Here is a 19,699-nt window from a genome sequence, read left to right as displayed (position 1 = left end):
CACTTTAATCTTACATCCTCTGCTTTGATTTGTCAATACTCTTTTTAACCCAAACGACGGAAAAAGGAGTGTGTTCAAGAGAGATGGAAGCGAAGGATTGGCTTCAGGAGCAGGAGAGACTGGTCGAGGTCAGAAGCAAGCTGCAAGCGAGAGCGGCAAAGCTGGAGCCGGAGGTTACCGGGCTTCGCGATCAAGCCGCTGATCTCCGCAAGCGGTTCTGGGAAGAGCTGACGATCAACACGAGTACGACCGACGATTTTGAAGACAGCTTTTATGCGGTCCAGCAGCAATCCGCGTTGCTGGCCGAGCGAGAGCGCGGACATAGCCGGCTGGTGCGACAGTGGAACGGCATCAAGCGGCTGCTGCCGTCACCTTATTTCGGGCGCGTCGACTTCGAGGAGGACGGCTTGAACGCAGGCGAGCGGATTTATATCGGAGTGTCTTCCTTCGTCGACGAAGACGGGCTGAACTTTCTGATTTACGATTGGCGTTCTCCGATCGCGAGCCTTTACTACGACTATCCGCCGGGCCGGGCCTCCTATGATACGCCGGGAGGACGGATCGAGGGGACGATGTCGCTCAAGCGGCAGTTTCAGATTCAGGACGGGCAAATCCGCAATATGTTCGACGCGAGCGACACGATCGGAGACGAATTGCTCCAGGAGGTGCTCGGCAAGGACGCGGACTCGCAGATGAAGAGCATCGTGGCGACCATTCAAAAGGAGCAGAACGCCATCATCCGCGACGACACGAGCCGGATGCTCATCGTGCAAGGAGCGGCCGGCAGCGGAAAAACGTCCGCAGCTTTGCAGCGGGTGGCCTATTTGCTTTACAAGCATCGCCAGACGATCAGGGCGGACCAGATTGTGCTTTTCTCGCCTAACTCGATGTTTAGCAGCTACATCTCCACCGTCCTTCCGGAGCTGGGCGAAGAAAATATGCAGCAGACGACGTTCCAGGAATATGTGGACTATTGGCTAGGCTCCGCACTGCGGCCCGAGGATCCGTTCGATCAGATCGAGTACACGCTGACAGCGCAGAGAGAGCCGGGATATGAAGCGCGCCTGCAAGGAATAGCGTACAAAACGTCCGAAGCTTATTTGAAAGCTCTGCAAAATTACGGGGCCTGGCTCGGTCAAAATGGCATGCGGTTTAAAGACATCCGGTACCGGGACCGCGTGTTGATTGAAGCGGAGCGCATGAGCGCCAAGCTGTACGAATTCGACAGCTCCCTGCCGTTAGCCGGGCGTGTCGCGCTGCTGCAGGATTGGCTGCTGGAGGAGCTGGCTTCGCTCGAACGGCAGGAACGGCATGCGCCCTGGGTGCAGGAGGAATTAAATTATTTGGACAATGACCAGTATGCCGAAGTTTTCGGGCAGCTGCATACGGAGCGGGAGCTGCTGGACCTGTCCGAGCTCTACGCGAAGACGCGCGAGCATATGACGAACCGGCGCCGCGGCGATGAAGGCGACGTTGACTTCGCCCGGCGGGAGGAGGAGCTGATCCTCCGCACAATTGTGAAGGAGAGCTTCAGGCCGTTAAGAAAGGGCGTAAGAAATTGTTTGTTTGTCGACATCGACGCCCTCTATGGCCAGTTGTTCGACGGCGATGATGCCGCGTACCGGGAGAAAACGAAGGAAAGCGCCGTACCCCCGCTGTGGGCCGAAATTTGCAGGCAAACGAAAGAGAAGCTGGGCCGCAGCGAACAGCTCTGCGAGGATGCGGCGCCGTATTTGTTCGTCAAAGAACTGATCTCAGGCGCCCGCACGAACAAGGAGGTCAGGCATGTATTCGTCGACGAAGGCCAGGACTATTCGGCATTTCAATATGCGTATTTGAAAAAGCTGTTCCCGCGCGCCCGGATGACGGTGCTCGGGGACTTCGGGCAAGCGATCTTCATGCAGGCCACGAGCCTGGATGCGGCGGATTCACCGCTGATCTCGCTGTACGGCGCTGCCGATACGCGCCTCGTCCGCCTGCTGCGCAGCTATCGCTCGACGAGCGAGATTGTCATGTTCACGCGGGCGCTGCTGCCCGGCGGGGAGGAGATCGTGCCGTTCGACCGATTCGGCGTCAAGCCCCGTCTGAACGAATCGGACGGCGTGCAGACGCGCGATGCGCAAATGCTGGCGGACATCGCCTCGCTGAAGGCGGAAGGCTTCGCATCCATCGCCGTCGTCACCAAGACAGCGGCCGAGAGCAGGGCGGCCTGCGCGTCGTTGGTCGGGAAGGGGGGCGAAGGGCAGCTGATTACGAAGGAGACGGCTGCCTTTGAGAAGGGCGTGATGGTCATTCCCGTCTATCTTGCCAAAGGCATCGAATTCGATGCGGTGCTCATCTACGACGCCTCGCCAGATTCTTACGGCCGGGAAGCCGAGCGCAAACTGCTCTATACGGCGTGCACGCGGGCCATGCACCGGCTGCATCTGTATACGGCAGGCGTCTGGTCGCCGTTTTTGCAGACGTTACCTGCGGATTTGTACGAATTGGCCAGATAACCGACCATCGATAACTTATATTACATTGCTCACTGAGCGGAAAGCGGGAACTTATGACAGCTTCTACCCGAACCAAGCAGACGTCCGCAGGCGGCGAGACGTTCTCGCTAAAAGCGATTTTGCCGCCGCTGCTGGCGATCATCGTCGGCATGATTATGGTCATTCTCGACAGCACCGTCGTCAACAACGCAATTCCGAAGCTCGTCAGCTACTTCGGCACCGATCTGAAGACGATCCAATGGACCGTCACCGGCTATACGCTGGCGCTGTCGGCAGTTATCCCGCTGGCAGGCTGGATGACCGACAAATTCGGTGCCAAGCGAATCTTCCTGATCACGATCGCCTTGTTCACGATCGGCTCCATGCTGTGCGGCATCGCGCAGACGCCGGAGCAGCTGATCATCTATCGCGTCATCCAGGGCCTGGGCGGCGGCATGGTGGCCCCGATCGGGATGGCGATGGTGTTCAAGCTCGCGCCTCCGGAGCGGCGCGGGTCGATCATGGGCGTGCTCGGCATCCCGATGCTGATGGCGCCGGCATTCGGTCCGGTGCTCTCCGGCTGGCTGGTCGACTCGGTCAGCTGGCACTGGATCTTCATCATCAATCTGCCGATCGGCATCCTCGCCCTGATCCTCGGGTACAAGTATTTGCCGACAACCGAACGCCATACGGCGCCGCATCTGGACGTCGTCGGCATGTGTCTCGCGCCGATCGCCTTCGCCATGCTCGCCTACGGCGTCAGCGAAGGCGGCACCAGCTGGTCCTCCGCTTCGACGATCACGGGTCTTGCCGTCGGCGGCGTCGCGCTCATCGTCTTCATCTTCGTGGAGCTGGGGCAGAAGCAGCCACTCTTGGAGCTGAAGGTGTTCAGGTCGTCCGACTTCACGCGCAGCATTGTCCTGACCTGGATCGTGCAGCTCGCGCTGTTCGGCGCGATGCTGATCGTGCCGCTGTACTTGCAGGGCGTCATGCGCTATTCCGCGCTTGAGACCGGCTGGATTCTGATGCCGCAGGCGCTGTGCGCGGGCATCGCCATGCCGATCAGCGGGCGCCTGTTCGACCGGATCGGCGCGCGTCCGCTCGCTTTTGCCGGCCTCTCCGTCATCTCCGTCTCCCTGTTCGTCTTGTCCGGCATTACGGTGGATACGCCGCTATGGACGATCATCCTGTGCATCTGCGCGATCGGCCTCGGCATGGGCTTCTCGATGATGCCGCTCAATACGCATGTGCTGAACACGGCGCCGCGTCATCTGGTGAGTCGCGTCACCCCGCTGACGACGGCCGCGCAGCAGGTCGTCGTCTCGTTCGCGGTCGCGGGCCTGACGGGTTATCTGACGTCGCAGATCGCTTCGCATGCCGCCGGTGCGGGTGCGGCGGAGACGGAGGCGGGAGCGCCCCCGCTCGCCGCCGTCGTCGCTGGCTACGGCGACACGTTTTTCCTGTCCGCGTGCATCGTGACCGCGGGCGTCGCGCTGACGCTCCTGCTGCGCAGACCGAAGCGGCAGCAGGAAGGCGCCGCCGGCGACGAACGACCGGACCCGGTGCTGACGATGGGGCATTAGGCGCGCGTCTAGCGCCGTTCGCGGCTGCGGTAGCGGAGCCGGTAGTCGCGAGGCCGGCAGCCGACCTGCTTGACGAACCGCTTCACGAAGTAGGCGAACGAGCCGAACCCGGCGTCCGCCGCGATCTCTCCGATCGGCTCGTCGGTATAGGCCAGCCGGTGCTTGGCCTGCTCGAGCCGATACCGGATCAAGTACTCGAGCGGCGTGCAGCCGTATACGCGCTTCATGCAGCGCGCCACGTAATTCGGGTGAAAGTGCAGCGCTTCGGCCATCGCCTCGTAGGAGATCGTCTCCCGGTATCGCTGCTGCAAGTAGGCGGCCGCCCGCTCCGCGACGGCGAAGCTCGGCGGGGCGGGATGGCGATCCGCCGTATCCTCGGCCAGCAGCAGCAGCATTTGCTGGAACGAAGCCTGCTGCTTGAGGCGGGCGGCCGAATACGGCTCGGCCTCCCACAGCGTCAGCTGCCGCAGCAAGTCATGCAGCGCCTCGGTCCGAACGACCGTGCCGTACTGCGGCAGGACGAAGGCAAATTGATGCAGGCGGACATACGGATCGTCCGCGGGCCGCTGCGGGTCCGCCTCCAGCTCGGCCGAAGTCTGCCACGAGCCTTCGGTATGCAGATGGAGCCAGTAAAAGTGCGTCTCCGCATCGCAAGCCTGGTACGAACGATGCGCGCGATCGGGCCGCAGCAGCAAATACCGGCCTGGCGACACCGCATACCGTTCCTCCTCCTCGGCGATGCAGAGGCAGCCTCTTGTGACGACGAGCAGGTCGAATACGCCGATATTCGTTCTAGCCGGATGCGAGCCGCCCGGCCGATAGGTATCCTCGCCGCCGACGATATAATGCGGCATGGGCGGGGAGACGAAGCGTATGCCGTTCATGAGTCAACCTCTCGTTCTTCCGCGAATTCCGGTTTGTTTTCGGACAACGATTGTCATTCACTTGTTACTATAACAAAGGCAGCGAGCTTCCGGAAGGTTCAGATCGGACAAATCGAGATTGCGATTCGCTCTGTCGGCGCGCTGTCCCGGCATGCTATAGTTCCGGTAAACACGCGATAGAGGAGCGCATACCGATGACGAATCGCATATTGCACGAAGCGGCGTTCGAGCCGCTGCAACTGGGCCATATTGTCCCTGAAGGCTGGATTCGCGATCAGCTCCGGCTGCAGGCGGACGGCCTCACCGGGCATCTGGAGGAGCATTGGAAGGATGTCGGGCCCGACAACGGCTGGATCGGAGGCGACGGAGAGAGCTGGGAGCGGGGGCCGTATTATCTGGACGGACTCGTCCCGCTCGCCTTTTTGCTGCAGGATGAGCGGCTGATCGCCAAGGCGCAGCGCTGGATCGAGTGGTCGCTGGCCAGCCAGCGGGCGGACGGATCGTTCGGACCGGCGCGCATCGAGACGGTGAATCAGGATGTCGACAAAAATCAGGACTGGTGGCATTACATGATCATGCTGAAGGTGCTGATGCAGTACGCGGAGGCGACCGGCGACGCCCGCGTCGTGCCGTTCATGAGCCGATTCCTGCATTACGTGCGCTGCCGCATCGAGGCGCATCCGCTCAAGGACTGGGCCGTCCCGCGCGGCGCCGAGCTGATGCTGGCGATTCACTGGACTTATGCCCGCACGGGGGACGCGTTCCTGCCGGAGCTGTCGGAGATCGTCGCAGCGCAGACGACGGATTGGACCGGGCTGCTCGCGGACTTCCCGTTCTGGCGCAAGGTCGAGCATTGGGATCACCGGACGCATGTCGTCAACGTGGCGATGGGCATCAAGACGCCGGCGCTGCTCAGCGAGCTGACGGGAGACGGAGAGCGTCTGAAGGCGGCTGCACTAAAGGGCATCGACAGTCTCATGACCTACCACGGGCAGGCGCACGGGATGTTCTCGGGGGACGAATGGCTGTCCGGCACGCATCCTTCCCAGGGCGTCGAGCTGTGCGCGGTCGTCGAATATATGTATACGCTCGAGCAGCTGACGCGCGTGTTCGGCGACGGCCGATTCGGGGACATCCTGGAGCAGGTCGCCTTCAACGCGCTGCCGGCGGCGATATCGGCCGACTGGACGAGCCATCAATACGACCAGCAGGTGAACCAGATCATGTGCAACGTCGCCAAGCGGGACTGGAGCAACAACGAAGAAGCGAACCTGTTCGGCCTGGAGCCGAACTTCGGCTGCTGCACCGCGAACATGCATCAGGGCTGGCCCAAGCTTGTATCGCATGCCTGGATGTCCGACCGCGAGGGCGGGCTGGCGGCGGTCAGCTACGTGCCCTGCGTCGTCCGCGCCGTCGTCGGTTCGGCGGGCACCGAGGCGAAGCTCGAGGTGAGCGGCGGCTACCCGTTCCGCGAGTCCGTCCGGATCGCGCTGCAGCTGCCGCAGTCCGAGCGCTTCAAGCTCCGGCTGCGAATACCGGGCTGGTGCGCGACGCCGTCGCTCACGGTGAACGGCGCAGCGGTGGAGCTGGCGGCCGACAACGGCTATGCGACCGTCGAGCGCGATTGGTCGGACGGCGACGAGCTCATGCTCGGCCTGCTGATGGAGGTCCGTACGGTGTCGCGGCATCTGTATGCGGCGAGCGTCGAACGCGGCCCGCTCGTGTACGCGCTGCCGGTAGGCGAGAATTGGCTGCCGCATATCAGACGGGAGCGCTTCTCCGACTGGGAGCTGTACCCGACGACCGCCTGGCGCTACGGTCTGATCGAAGACGCGGGGTTCGTCTGCGAGACGGCGGATATTCCGCCGCAGCCGTTCCTGGCCGCTGCGTCCCCGGTTCGTCTGCGGACGCGCGGCAAGCTCGTGCGCAACTGGCGGATGGCCGGCAACAACGCCGACTCGCCGCCGCTGAACCCGGACGTCGCTGGGCAGGCCGCCGAGGAGCTCGTGCTCGTCCCGTACGGGGGCGCCAAGCTGCGGATCGGCGAATTCCCCCGCATCCGGGCGGACTAGGCGAGGCGGGGTGCGCTTGGCGGCATCGCATCGCTTCATTATATAGAAGGCAAAAAGGAAGGCTCGGGCGAGCCTTCCTTTTTGCCGAACGGCGCAGCGGGTGCATCAGCTGCCGCTCGGGCCGGCGGCAGCGTGCCCGCGAGCCTCGGCCGGACGGTCGTAGTTGTCGGCCTCGGCGCGCATATAGAGCGTCAGCCCGGCGATGACGAACGCGCCGCCGACGAGCTGCCAGACGCCGATCGCTTCGCCGAACAGGAGCAGGCCGAGGATGCTCGCGCCGACGGGCTCCGCCAGCACGGACATCGAGATCGTCGCCGGCTTGATATAGCGCAGCAGCCAGTTGAAGATCAGATGCCCGAACACGGTCGGTACGACGGCCAGCAGTACGAAGACGAGCCATTCGCGCTGCGGGTAGTCCGTCATGCGGTAGCCTGCGGCTGCATTGTATAAATAAAAGCATAACGCGGTCACCGCGAATACGACCAGACTGTATACAAAAGAGGGGACGCGCGCCAGAATCCGTTTGGCGAGCAGCATGTTGACCGCGACCGCCAGCGTGCCGAGCAAGGAGAGCAGATCGCCGGTCATCGCATCTCCGGACAGGCCGGAGTCTCCCGCTCCGACGATCGCGATCCCCGCCAGCGCTGCGATCAGGCCGATCATCGCCTTGCGGCCGAGGCGGTCCTTGAACAGAAAATAAGCGCCGATCATGACGAACACCGGCTCCAGCGACAAAATGAGCGTAGAGCTGGCGATGGAAGTATAGCTGAGCGACGCCATCCACAGCAGGAAATGCAGCGCCAGAAAAAAGCCGGCTGCGAGCAAGAGCAGCCAATCGGCCGGTCTGACGGACTTCAAGGCGCGCAAGTTGGCGCCTCCGGCGAAGGGCAGCATGAGGACGAGCGTGAACAGCATGCGCCACATGCCCTGTACGGAGACGGGGGCGTCCGAATAACGGACGAGAATCGGCGCGAACGAGATGGCGATCATGCCGACGAGCAGGGGAATGGCCGGAGCGACCGGCGGCTTTTGCGTGAGCGAATTCAAGCAGGGCACGTTCCTTTCGATATAAAGACAATGCAATATGCGCGTAAATTAAATATTTTAAATGTGCCGCGCACGCTTGGCAACTGGAAGCTCGCGGGGGGGAGACGCGAGGCGGCGGCGCTGATTGGCGTTTGCTATTTTGCGGATAATATCCATAATAAATAGAGTAGGTTTATCCTCTATTTTGGAAGTGATCCGCTTGACCTCGTTTTTACAATTGAACACAATCTTCATCAGCATGATCATGGAGGCGATACCGTTCGTCCTGATCGGCGTGCTGGTGTCCGGCGTCATCCAGACGTTCGTGACCGAAGCGTGGATCGCCCGGATCATGCCCCGCAATATGCTGCTGCGAACATGCTTCGGCTGCGGCATCGGGCTGCTGTTTCCTTCCTGCGAATGCGGGATCGTGCCCATCACGCGGCGGCTCGTCATGAAGGGCATGCCGCTCAACGCGGGCGTCGCCTTCATGCTGTCCGGTCCGATCGTCAATCCGATCGTGCTGTTCGCCACGTTCATCGCGTTCGGCAACGATTGGCGCATGGTCGGCATCCGCGCAGGCCTTGCGATCGCGGTCGCCTTCTGCGTATCGCTCGCCGTCGCGCTTATTTTTAGAGGTCCGCAGCTGAGGCAGGCCGGGGCGGAGGCGCACGCGCCTTCCGCTCCCGTCGCCGCCGCGCTCGAGCCGGGCCTCGCCCCGGCGCTGCCGCCGAAGCCGTCGGCCGGCGCCCGGCTGTCGTCGGTCATCGCGCACGGCATTGACGAATTTTTCGACGTCGGCAAGTACCTCGTCATCGGCGCCTTGCTGGCGGCGGCCATGCAGACCTACATCCCGACGTCGTATCTGCTGGAGCTGGGCAGCGATCCGCTCAAGGCTTCGCTCGTCATGCTTGTGCTCGCATTCGTCATGTCGGTATGTTCGGAGGCGGACGCCTTCATCGCATCCTCGTTCCGCAGCAGCTTCACGGTCGGCTCGCTGTCCGCCTTCATGGTGTTCGGGCCGATGATCGATATCAAAAACACGCTCATGCTGCTCGGCGCCTTCCGCACGCGGTTCGTCGTCACGCTGATCGCGCTCGTGGCCGGATTCACGCTTGTCGGCTCGCTGATTGTGGGGAGGTTGTTCGGATGATACGATTCGCGATATTGTTCGGTCTCGCCTTTATGTTCCTGCTGCTGCACCGTACGGGCGATCTGAACAAATACATCAATATGAAGTACGCCTATCTGTCCGTCAGCGCGATCGTGCTGCTCGGGCTGCTGAGCCTGTACCAATTCATCAAAGTGTACAGCGCGGAAAGGAAGGCCGAGGAGGAAAGGGCGGAAGAGGAGCACGCACACGGACACGACTGCGATCATGCCGATCACAATCACGACCACGCTCACGCTCATGATCACGCTCACGACCATGACCACACTCAAGGCCACGATCATTTCGGCCACCATCACGGCGGAGGCTCCAGATGGCGGCGCGGCCTTACCTATCTCGTGCTGGCCGTTCCGATTTTTACGGGGATCTTCCTGCCTGTGGCGACGCTCGATTCGAGCTTTGTGAAGGCGAAGGGCTTCTCCTTCCCCGAGCTGGACCAGCGCCGCAAGGACGCAGGCTACCATCAATTTCTGAAGCCGGATACGAGCGTATTTTACAGCGCCGAGAACTACGACAAGGTCAAACAGAAGGATATGGCGGACTTTGCCGGACAATCGACCGTCGCGCTGAACGATTCGAACTACCTGAAGGGCATGGAAGTGCTTTACAATTATACGGACGATTTTATGGACAAGACCGTATCGATCGAAGGCTTCGCGTACAAGGGGGAGGAGGTCAATCCTTCGTCCTACTTTCTGTTCCGCTTCGGCTTCATTCACTGCGTCGCGGATTCGGGCGTGTTCGGGATGCTCGTGCAGATGCCGACCGGCACACAGCTCGCGGACGACGACTGGGTGCGCGTCAGCGGCAAGCTCACCCGCGAATACTACCAGCCATTCAAGCAGATGATTCCCGTGCTCAGGGTGAAGAGCTGGGAACGCATCGACAAGCCGGACGATCCTTACGTATATCGCAATTTCTGACGAAGAGCGCTTTCACTTCGGGGCTCGGGATGCTATCATGGTAGCATGGCAAGGAGATGAAGAAGATGACAACCGACAACGATACGCAACAAAAGCAGCAGCAACCGGGGGCGCAGACGGATGGCGCGGACAAGACGGACAGCGAGAAAGCCCAGGAGCTGATCGCAGCTGTCCATTGGAACGGCCTGCAGGCGCTTAAGATGGAATTCGGCGAGCAGCAGGTCGAAGGACAGGTCATGAATCACGAGGTGTACGGCCCTATTTTCACGTATATGGTCAAGTCGCCCGAAGGCAAGTCATATGTCAGCGGATTTTTCCTCAGAGAGATGATCGCCGGCTTCCAGCAGAAGCAAGACCCGTCGCTGTGGCTGTCCTCGTTCTACGTGGACTTGATGAAGTCTCCGGAGAGCAGGCTGCTGCCGATGCCGCCGCAATCCGAGGAGGAGGCGAAGGCGCTCATCGACAAGATCATCGTGCCGCATTGCGTGAATTCCGTGCGCGAAGAGTTCGCGCCGGAGCCGGTGCACGCGGACCTTGAGCTTCACGAGGAGCATGGTCCGGTCGTCGAAGCCGGCTTTCCTTCGATTACAGAGGGCAACAACGTATGCGCGATGCCGCTTCATTTTTTAATGGCGCATTATTTGCTGAACCGCGATCCGGCGGACCTGCTCATTCAGGGTCTGTACCGCATCCGCGAGGAGCATGGTCTCGATTGATTCGGCGGCATGCCGGACGGCGCCCCTTCGATTGCCGAAGCGGGCGTCTTGTCATGTGTAGAAGCGCGGACCAGAGGAGAGGAAGCATGTGAACGGCACGATTGAATGGCCATCGGGCGCAAGGAAGATCATTGAGGAGCAGACGCAGGAGGCGGCCCCGGTCGGATTCTCGCTTGGCGCCACCATCGTTTTTGGCATCGGGCTCGTCATTACCGCACTGATCGTGATCTCGATATACAAGAGACGCAGGAAATAATTCGAAGGGGCGAGCGCATATGGATAAAACGACGCTGCTGTGCGACGATAGCTGCAAAGGCACGGAAGCGGACCTGAGCGCCGTGCGCGCCTCGATGCTGGATGCCGGCGAAGTTCGCGAGATGGCGGACTGGTTCAAGGCGCTGGGCGATCCGACGCGGGTGCGCATCATCAATGCGCTCCTGCTCGGCGAGCTATGCGTTCACGATCTGTCCGTGCTGCTCGAGATGGGGCAATCCGCCGTCTCGCATCAGCTCCGCTATTTGCGGGACGTGCGGATGGTGAAGCGCCGCAAGGCAGGCAAGACCGTCTATTATTCGCTCGACGACGATCATATCGAACAGATCTTCCAGGTGACGCATGCGCATGTCAAGCACAAGTAAGCGGCGGCTGGACGAGGATTCGTCGTTACATTGAGGCCAAACGGAGGCTGACGCATGGGACAGCGCGCCCTGCTTCGGGCTGGCGCCCGAGTATTCGCGATAGTGATCGGTATGACCGTAGGATCCGGATGGGCATCGGCCGAGAGCGTGCAGCCGCCTGCAGTGGAGAGCGAAGCGGCGATCCTCATCGAGCAGCGCACGGGCGAAGCGATCTTCGTCAAGAACGGCGACGAGCGCCTCTATCCGGCCAGCATCACGAAGATCGCCACTGCGATCCTCGCGATCGAGCACGCGTCGCCTGACGACATCGTCACGGTGTCCAAGACGGCCAGGGGCGAGGAGGGCACGCGCGTCTATCTGGCCGAGGGCGAGCAGGTGACGATGGAGAAGCTGCTGTACGGCATGATGCTCAACTCCGGCAACGACGCGGCGACCGCGATCGCAGAGCATATCGACGGGACAAAGGAAAAGTTCGCGGAGCGGATGAATGAATTTATGAGCGGGGATATCGGCGCTGACGATACGCACTTCGTCAATCCATCCGGCCTGCCGGACCCGGATCACTACACGACCGCCTACGACATGGCGAAGCTGGCGCGGTACGCGATGAACAACGATACGTTCCGCCGCATCGTAGCGACGCGCACGATGCCGTGGGCGGGGCTCGAGTGGACGTCCACGCTGCAAAATCACAATCGGCTGCTGACCGACTATCCGGGCGCGACGGGCATTAAAAACGGATATACGATCGCGGCGGGCAATACGCTGGTGGGATCGGCCGAGCGCGACGGCATGTCGCTGATCGGCGTCGTGCTGAAGGCCGGCTCCAAGGAAAAAGCCTATGCGGACATGAAGGCGATGCTCGATTACGGCTTCGCGAACTTCGCCGTCAAGCTTCTGTTCGCGGACGGCGAGCAATATGAGCGGCCGGCGGACGAGATGGGGGCGGCGAGCGGCTGGGTCGCGTCGGCGCCGATCTGGGGCGTCTATTCGAAGGGGGAGCAGCCGCAGGTTGAGATCGCCGGAGACGGCGCGGTGACGCTCTCGAGCGCAGGTCTGCGCTACGAGGCGGGCCGGCTCTCAGCCGTCAAGAAGGAAGTCGCCATATCGTCCTTCACGAAATCCGGCTCGGACAACGAAAAGGCGGCGGCCGGCGGGCAGCCCGCGAATTCCTCGGGCAGCCGGATTGCCGCCTGGGCTTGCCTGGCGCTGCTGGCGCCTGCGGCTGTTTTTGCCGTCGTGCGGCTGAGGCGCAGACGCGACAAAAACCGCGCTTCCGAGCGCTGCGACGGCTGAGGAGATCTGCTGCGGCTAAGCCAGCTCCGTCTCCAGGATGGTCGCCTCTGCGTAGCTGATCGTTTTGCGCAGCGTGTTGGCCATATCGCGCCGGATCTCTCCGCGCTCGTAGAGCGCCTGGATCTCGTCGCGTTCGATCTGGTACGCCCGCAGCTGGATCTCCTGGCGCTGCTTGCGCTGGAGCAGATCGTCCTCGGGATCGGCGTCCTTGCGGGAGATGGCCCGGATGAACTCGCGATATTGCGCGATGACGTTGAGCGAGGCCTTGCGATTTTCCTTGACGATCTGGGCGCGGATCGCGGCGATGGCGGCCTGGGATGTCTTGAGCTTCGTCTTGCGGATGATGCTCTTGTCCAGGCGGGGCTCCTGCTCCCTGGGCTTGAAGATGAGTGCGCTGAGCTGGCGCAGCCCTCTGGTCAACAGCAGCGCGCGCATCTTCGACCGCCGCGACAGCGCTTCTTCGAGCGCGGAGAACGAATCGTTGAACCGATTCGCCACATAATCCGGAATCTCGCCGGCCGCGAACAGGCTGGCGATTTCTTTGCGTTCCGCCGCCAGGCCGACCAGCCTCGCCCGGGTCTCCTCGAGCGCCAGCTCGATGCCTCCGGTCTCCTCCTCCTCATGAAGCGACAGCCGTCTCATTCTGGCCTCGTACTGCGCGATGACCGCATGCGAGGCGTTGCGGTTATCCTCGGTGATCGACTCGCTGATGAATCGCAGCGCCGCCTTGATCGTCGCGATCCGGGCTGCGTTGAGCTTCTCTTCTTCGTCCGACGGCATCTGCGCCTGATTGCGGGTGAGGATGGGGAGGGCGACGCTGGCTACGATGAGACTGATCAGAATGACGCCGGCGGCGAGGAACAAGATCAGGTCACGCTGCGGGAACGGATCGCCATTGTTCAGTACGAGCGGGATCGAGAATGCGCCCGCCAGCGTCACGGCGCCCCGTACGCCGGACAGCGAGGTCAGCGCCGATGCGCCAAGGCCCTCCTTCATCGAACGGCCGTTGTTGCGCGAGAAGCGGTTTTCCCAGAACAGATACACCCACAGAAAGCGGAGGGCGATCAGCGACAAGAAAATGACGGCGATATAGCCGATGACGATACCGTTGTTGATCGGATTTTCGAAGAAAATGACATTGACGACTTCGGGCACCTGCAGGCCAAGCAGCAGAAAGACCAGCCCGTTAAGCACGTATAAAATGACGGACCATGTGCTTGCGGATACGATCTGCAGCTTCACCATTCGCGATTCCATGCGATCCTTCTCGATGGCATGAACGACGCCGCCGGCGACGACGGCGAGAATGCCCGACAGGCCCAGCTCCTCCGCGACGAGAAAAATAACGAATGGCGTCAGGATCAGGATGAGCATATGTACGGTGACGTCCTCCATGCCCCAGCGTCTAAGCAGCAGGCGCAGACGGATGAGGAGCGCAGCGACCAAGGCGCCGCACAGCAGGCCGCCGATCGAGATGAGGATGAAGCTGCCCGTCGCATGCACGAGAGAGAAAGATCCGGTAACGGCAGCCGCGATCGCGAACTTGAATGCGACAAGGCCGGAGGCGTCGTTCATCAGCGCCTCCCCCTCCAGCAGCCGCATGATCCGCTTTGGCAGCGCGGCTCTGCCTGCCATCGAGGTGACGGCGACGGCGTCGGTCGGAGACAGGATGGCCGCCAAGCCGAATGCGGCAGGCAGCGGAATGCTCGGGATCATCGCATGAATGATGTAGCCGACACCAACCGTAGTAGCGAATACGAGACCGAGCGCCATGAGCAGGATCGGCCCCCGCAGCTCCCACAGCTCGTCGCGGGGGGTACGCTGTCCGTCGTTGAACAGCAGCGGCGCGATGAAAAGCACGAAAAAAAGCTCGGGGTTCAGCGTCAAGTGATGACCGAGGGGCAATCCCGCTACGGCCATCCCCAAGGCGATCTGTACGAGCGGAAGCGGTACGACGGGCAGGAGCCGATTCAGCACGTTGGACAACGCGATGATGGCGAGCAAAAATAAAATGATTTCAAAAACTTCCATAGCGTTATACCTCCGTGGCGCCTGTTGCCGCATAGACTGTTCTAACATATACTACCCGTAATTTCGTGTTCGGATCAATGTGGTGCAATCATGACGAAAAGCCGCCTCTCGGCGGCTTCGCGGGATTTCGCGGGATAGCGATCAGACCTGGACTGACTTTGATAATCGCTCTACTTGGATTCTCCGTTCAGGTAGTTGTAGAACGGCACGTCCGTCCAAAACTCGTAGCTGTCGACGACGACGCTCGGATCGATCTCGCGGAAGCCCTGCGCGACTTTGGCGGATTCGCTTGAGAGCGAGAACGACTGCGCATAATAATGGCCGCGCGCGATCTTGTTGTTCGCGATGATCTTGTATCCCGGCAGCTCCGTCTGGGAGTAGTAGAGCGGCTGCCACCAAGAGCCGTACAGCAGGCCGGTTTGATTTTCTTCGTTTTTCTTGGCATAGGCTTGGACGATGCCGTCGAAGCGCGCCTTGTCGCCGACGCTCGCGAACTCGAACGCCAGATCGTATTCCTTGGCATATTCGATATAATTGCCGTTCGCGATCTGCTTGACCGTATAGAGATCGGAGACGCCCGGCTCGCCCCATTCCTTCAGATAGATGAAGGCGGATGTCTTGGGCTCGAACTGAACCTTGGCGTCGATGCCTTCGCTGCGCAGCAGACCGATCAGCTGGAGCCCGTGTCTCAGATCGGAGTGGCCGTATACGAGCGAGAGCGCGTCGACGAAGTTGGCCTCGAAGCGGCTGTCCTTCAGATTGTAGCCAGTGACGATGTCGCGCTCGAGCGCCTTATCGACGACAGCCTGAAGCTCTGGCGACTGGATGATGTCCGACTGCGCGAAAGCGTCCTGGACCTTGGCGTAAATATCCGCGTCGGACGTATAGCCGACGTAATGCTTGTACTGTCCGCGGACGGACAGCGTCTGGCCGATGAGTGTCAACGCCAGCTCACGCGACGCCTTGCCGCCCAGCTTGATCTCGCCGTAATAGGACGGCGGGAGCAGGCCGGTGTCGATGGCGGCGGCCAGCTCCTGCGCGGCGCCCGCTGTGCCGAGGCCGGCCGGCTTCAGCTTGACCTTGGCGAGGGCGGCTTCGGTCTTGGCGGCCGGATACGTATAGGCGAGCTCCTGCAGGCCGGCAGCCTTGACCGCGAGCTGGACGGCGCCGACCGCGGACAGCAGCTTGTCCGCGCCGACCGTGCTGCTTGTGATGACGCCGAGCGCCTGGAGCGCCGCCGCGTCCGCGTAGTAGGCATCGCCGGGCTTCATATCGGCAAAGGCATGCGGCTGATCGTCCGGGCGCGCGGACAGCGCATCGGCGACGGCAGCCAGGTAGGCGCCTTTGCTCACGGCCGCAGGGAGGTCGATTGCATACTTTTCCTTGAGGAAGATTGCGTATTCTGCAGCAGATACTTCGCGCGGCGCATGGCCCGCGTCTGCCGATCCGACTATAGCGGCGGACGCAGCAGGAGTGACCGAGGCGGCGGTGGTTGCCGGGGCGGCAAAGGCGTGCGAGGTGCCGGCGGCGGCCGACAGGGCGAGCGCGAGCAGCAGCAGGTGGCGAACATGTTTTGGACGGGCCGAATTCAGTTTCATGGCAATTCTCCTTATTATTCATATTAAATATGTAGGTATAATATGTATTGGAATCTTAGCAAGCCGCATCTGCCTTGTCAATCTCCGACGAATGAACTGTTTGAAGTTTTGCGCAGACGGGTATAGGTTAAAAACAATTTTTTTGAATCTATAATCGCTTCGCATGCGTATTACCGAGGAAGATTAATTCAAGACAATTTTATGGGGAGCAGGAGGAGACTATCGTACGTGGATACAGAATCTGATTTACGCAGCTTGCAGCCGAGATTTAGAGGACATGGACATGCCGCCATCATCCGCGATTTAATCGTCAATGGGGGTGATCGCGCATGCTAGGACTTAATCTGGTGTGGGTTGCGTTGCTCATTCTGCTGACAGCCTTCTTCGTCGCTACCGAATTTGCCATTATACGCATACGTTCCAGCCGCGTAGACCAACTCGTTATGGAGAAAAGGAAAAACGCCGTCGCCGTGCAGCGCGTCATCGCCAATCTGGACGGCTACCTGTCGGCGTGTCAGCTCGGCATCACGATCACGGCGCTGGGCCTTGGCTGGCTGGGCGAGCCGACGGTCGAAGCGCTGCTTGGGCCGGCATTCCATTCGCTTCATATCGGAGACAGCGTGGCCCATGTGCTGTCGTTCATCATCGCTTTCTCGCTCATCACGTACTTGCATGTCGTGCTCGGCGAGCTCGCGCCCAAGACGCTGGCCATTCAGAAGGCAGAGGCCATCTCGCTGTTCGTCGCGCCGATTATCGTATGGTTCCACAAGGTCATGTATCCGTTCATCTGGGCGCTTAACGGTTCGGCCAACGCACTCATCCGCCTGTTCGGCATGAAGCCTGCGAGCGAGCACGAGGAAGCCCACTCCGAGGAAGAGATCCGTCTCATCCTGTCGGAGAGCTATGAGAGCGGCAAGATCAACGAGGACGAGTACGGCTACGTGAACCGCATCTTCCAGTTCGATCGCCTGCTCGCCAGGGACATCATGATCCCGCGAACCGATATGGTATGTCTGCATCGTAGCAAGTCGCTCGCCGATAATCTGGCGACGATCAAGCAGGAGCAATATACGCGCTTCATGGTCGCCGGCGAGAGCAAGGACGACATTATCGGCTTTGTGAATACGAAGCAATTTTTCTTGAGCTACGACAACAACCCGGACTTCGACTTCGGCGCGCTGCTGCAGCCTGTGCTGTCCGTGCCGGACGCGATACCCGTCAAGGATCTGCTCATCCGCATGCAGAAGGAGCGCAAGCATATCGCTCTGCTGCACGACGAATACGGCGGCACTGCCGGTCTCGTCACGATCGAGGACATCCTCGAGGAGATTGTCGGCGAGATTCGCGACGAATTCGACGGCGACGAGATCCAGCCGATCGAGGAGATCGGCGCGGACAAGTACGTCGTGGACGGCAAGACGCTCGTCGACGAGGTCAACCGCCTGTTCGAGGTCGAGCTGCCGAGCGACGAGGTCAACACGATCGGCGGCTGGCTGTTCGCGATGCAGCCCGACCTGCCGAAGAACGTACCATGGATTTATGAGGACGAGAACCTCGCGTTCATCATCCGCGACAAGGACCGCAACCGCATCCGCAAGCTGGAGATCGCGCGCCGGCAGGAGGGGCAGGCGCGGTTGACGTTGGTGGAGGGTTAATGGACTTCGGATGAGCTTCGGAAGCTATAATTAAGTTTTTATAAGAAGGGCCGCTTCCGGAAGGGACGCGGCTCTTTTTTTGATTTTCTCATGTTTTTCTCGGAAAACCATGCATATGCGGCATGACTTGCAATATGTTGAGCGGCCGTTCGCCGATCCTTGTTGAATAGATAAGCGTGCGAGCTTTAAAATAAATATGCTTATTCAATTTCCGCGCGATTCATACATATGATAGAAGCAAATCGTGCCCAGAACATGCCTTACCGAAAAGAAAGGGGTTGCTCTGTTGGAAACCGCGCTGATCGGCAGCTTCATATCCGCGATGGCCACGGTGCTCGGCGCCGTGCCGATTCTGTTCATCAAGAAGCTGTCGGAGATGTGGAAGGATGTGCTCGTGGCGTTCACGGCCGGCATCATGGTATCGGCTTCGATGTTCGGGCTGATCCCGCAATCGCTGAACGAATCGAGCATCGTGCTGATGACGCTCGGGCTGCTCATCGGCATCGTCACACTTGATTTGATCGAGAAAAATATCCCGCATGTGGACGTGGAGAGCGGATCGCGCATCAGCGGGTTCGACAGCAAGACGCTGCTCGTATTGGTGGCGCTATTTATTCATAATATACCTGAAGGACTGAGCACGGGCTTCAGCTATGCGAGCGCTAGCGAGGGACTGGGTACGATGGTGGCGGTGGCGATCGGCGCACAGAACATGCCGGAGGGTCTGGTGCTGGCGGTATTCCTGCTGCGGTCCAGGGTTGGCAAGCTGAAGCTGCTCGGTCTCGTCGCGCTGACGGGTCTGATGGAGGTCGTCTCGGCCGTCGTCGGTTACTTCACGGCAAGCTATGTGCAGTCCCTGATCGGGATCGGTCTTGCCTTCGCGGCGGGCGCGATGCTGTTCATCGCTTACAAGGAGCTTATTCCAGAGAGTCACGGGCACGGCTACGAGCGGCCGTCAACCTTTTCATTCATTGGCGGACTGCTCGTCATGATCTATATTGCGCACTGGTTCGGATAGGATGGAGGGATCGGCATGGGCTTCACCTGGCCCGGTTATGCGCCTCGCGGCTACGCTTCGTGCGACGCGCTGATTGCGGCCGAGGCGGACGCGCTCGAGCCGCTGCTCGGCATGCGGATATGCAACGCCTATTGCGCCTGGGATATCGGAGCGGAGCGCTGGTGCGGCTGCGCGCCGGTCGTGCTGGAGCTCGATACTTCGCAGCTAGAGATCGGATTCGGCGAAAACTCGCGCTTGGCGCTCTCGATCGACGCGATCGATCTGAGCCGTGCGGCCGGTATGCGAGCCGGGGAGGCTTCGAGCATACGCGAACGGTATGAGTGGCGGACGGACCGGCGCGAGCTCGTCCCTCATATTGGCAGCTTCATGCTCGGCATCGATCTGCTGGTGCGGCGAGGCGCGGAGGAGGCGCTGGCCGGCTGCTGCATCCGGACGGACAGAGGCGGTCTGGATATCGTGAATACGGGAGCGGAGCGCGCAGTCCATGTCTCGTTCTGTGCAGCCGGAGAGCTCGGGGACGACTACAAGCGCATGATGGGCGTATAGCTGCCTGCGTATCGCACGTCATCTGCGATACGGGGCGTTATGCGCCTTTTTTGCATTTCCGCCGG

16 protein-coding genes are annotated in these 19,699 nt (G+C 60.8%); 12 read left to right on the top strand and 4 right to left on the bottom strand.

From position 1 onward, the window contains the following. Window positions 1-83 precede the first annotated feature (83 nt). Together helD and VQ071_RS18640 are read left to right on the top strand one after the other, a co-directional pair. Entirely contained in the window at window positions 84-2,498 is a 2,415-nt protein-coding gene (gene helD, locus VQ071_RS18645; RefSeq protein ID WP_340515647.1) for an RNA polymerase recycling motor HelD, read from the top strand. Window positions 2,499-2,551: 53 nt separating this feature from the next. Next, the gene (locus tag VQ071_RS18640) at window positions 2,552-4,060 is read left to right on the top strand and encodes an MDR family MFS transporter (RefSeq protein ID WP_340515646.1); all 1,509 of its coding nucleotides are present in this window, start codon (window positions 2,552-2,554) and stop codon (window positions 4,058-4,060) included. An 8-nt stretch (window positions 4,061-4,068) separates the two neighbouring features. Here VQ071_RS18640 and VQ071_RS18635 read toward each other — a convergent pair whose 3' ends face one another. Next, window positions 4,069-4,944, bottom strand: coding sequence for a helix-turn-helix domain-containing protein (locus tag VQ071_RS18635; protein WP_340515645.1), 876 nt, complete (start codon window positions 4,942-4,944; stop codon window positions 4,069-4,071). 194 nt (window positions 4,945-5,138) lie between these two features. On the opposite strand from VQ071_RS18635, the gene VQ071_RS18630 reads away from it, so the two are divergent. Beyond that, window positions 5,139-7,016 carry a beta-L-arabinofuranosidase domain-containing protein gene (locus VQ071_RS18630; RefSeq protein ID WP_340515643.1) on the top strand — a complete coding sequence of 626 codons (1,878 nt, stop codon included), beginning with the start codon at window positions 5,139-5,141 and terminating at the stop codon, window positions 7,014-7,016. A gap of 105 nt (window positions 7,017-7,121) precedes the next feature. Here VQ071_RS18630 and VQ071_RS18625 read toward each other — a convergent pair whose 3' ends face one another. Next, a complete protein-coding gene (locus VQ071_RS18625; protein WP_340515641.1) occupies window positions 7,122-8,063 on the bottom strand; it encodes a DMT family transporter in 942 nt (313 codons plus the stop codon). A gap of 238 nt (window positions 8,064-8,301) precedes the next feature. Here VQ071_RS18625 and VQ071_RS18620 point away from each other — a divergent pair, with 238 nt between their 5' ends. From VQ071_RS18620 to VQ071_RS18595, 6 genes are all read left to right on the top strand, one after another. Continuing rightward, window positions 8,302-9,195, top strand: coding sequence for a permease (locus tag VQ071_RS18620; protein ID WP_445293312.1), 894 nt, complete (start codon window positions 8,302-8,304; stop codon window positions 9,193-9,195). Further along, window positions 9,192-10,136 carry a TIGR03943 family putative permease subunit gene (locus VQ071_RS18615; protein WP_340515640.1) on the top strand — a complete coding sequence of 315 codons (945 nt, stop codon included), beginning with the start codon at window positions 9,192-9,194 and terminating at the stop codon, window positions 10,134-10,136. Before VQ071_RS18620 ends, VQ071_RS18615 begins: the two co-directional genes overlap by 4 nt. A gap of 65 nt (window positions 10,137-10,201) precedes the next feature. Further along, entirely contained in the window at window positions 10,202-10,852 is a 651-nt protein-coding gene (locus tag VQ071_RS18610; RefSeq protein ID WP_340515639.1) for a hypothetical protein, read from the top strand. A gap of 88 nt (window positions 10,853-10,940) precedes the next feature. After that, window positions 10,941-11,108: a hypothetical protein gene (locus VQ071_RS18605; protein ID WP_340515638.1), complete on the top strand. Its 168-nt coding sequence runs from the start codon at window positions 10,941-10,943 to the stop codon at window positions 11,106-11,108. Window positions 11,109-11,127: 19 nt separating this feature from the next. Continuing rightward, the gene (locus tag VQ071_RS18600) at window positions 11,128-11,490 is read left to right on the top strand and encodes an ArsR/SmtB family transcription factor (protein WP_340515637.1); all 363 of its coding nucleotides are present in this window, start codon (window positions 11,128-11,130) and stop codon (window positions 11,488-11,490) included. Window positions 11,491-11,544: 54 nt separating this feature from the next. Next, window positions 11,545-12,786, top strand: a complete 1,242-nt coding sequence (locus VQ071_RS18595; protein WP_340515636.1) for a D-alanyl-D-alanine carboxypeptidase family protein — start codon at window positions 11,545-11,547, stop codon at window positions 12,784-12,786. A gap of 15 nt (window positions 12,787-12,801) precedes the next feature. Here VQ071_RS18595 and VQ071_RS18590 read toward each other — a convergent pair whose 3' ends face one another. Beyond that, the gene (locus VQ071_RS18590) at window positions 12,802-14,817 is read right to left on the bottom strand and encodes a Na+/H+ antiporter (protein WP_340515635.1); all 2,016 of its coding nucleotides are present in this window, start codon (window positions 14,815-14,817) and stop codon (window positions 12,802-12,804) included. Between the two features lie 170 nt (window positions 14,818-14,987). Then, the gene (locus tag VQ071_RS18585) at window positions 14,988-16,415 is read right to left on the bottom strand and encodes a hypothetical protein (RefSeq protein ID WP_340515634.1); all 1,428 of its coding nucleotides are present in this window, start codon (window positions 16,413-16,415) and stop codon (window positions 14,988-14,990) included. 329 nt (window positions 16,416-16,744) lie between these two features. Between VQ071_RS18585 and VQ071_RS18580 the strand changes: the two genes are divergently transcribed. From VQ071_RS18580 to VQ071_RS18570, 3 genes are all read left to right on the top strand, one after another. Beyond that, window positions 16,745-18,070, top strand: coding sequence for a hemolysin family protein (locus VQ071_RS18580; RefSeq protein WP_340515633.1), 1,326 nt, complete (start codon window positions 16,745-16,747; stop codon window positions 18,068-18,070). 286 nt (window positions 18,071-18,356) lie between these two features. After that, window positions 18,357-19,088 (top strand): ZIP family metal transporter, encoded by a 732-nt coding sequence (locus VQ071_RS18575; protein ID WP_340515632.1) that lies wholly within the window; start codon window positions 18,357-18,359, stop codon window positions 19,086-19,088. 15 nt (window positions 19,089-19,103) lie between these two features. Further along, the gene (locus VQ071_RS18570) at window positions 19,104-19,634 is read left to right on the top strand and encodes a hypothetical protein (RefSeq protein ID WP_340515631.1); all 531 of its coding nucleotides are present in this window, start codon (window positions 19,104-19,106) and stop codon (window positions 19,632-19,634) included. The last annotated feature ends 65 nt before the right edge of the window (window positions 19,635-19,699 follow it).

The sequence above is a fragment of the Cohnella sp. 56 genome (assembly GCF_037963805.1).
GTDB lineage: Bacteria > Bacillota > Bacilli > Paenibacillales > Paenibacillaceae > Cohnella.
Note: the sequence above shows the minus strand (reverse complement) of the source record. Positions and strands in the feature narration are given on the sequence as shown.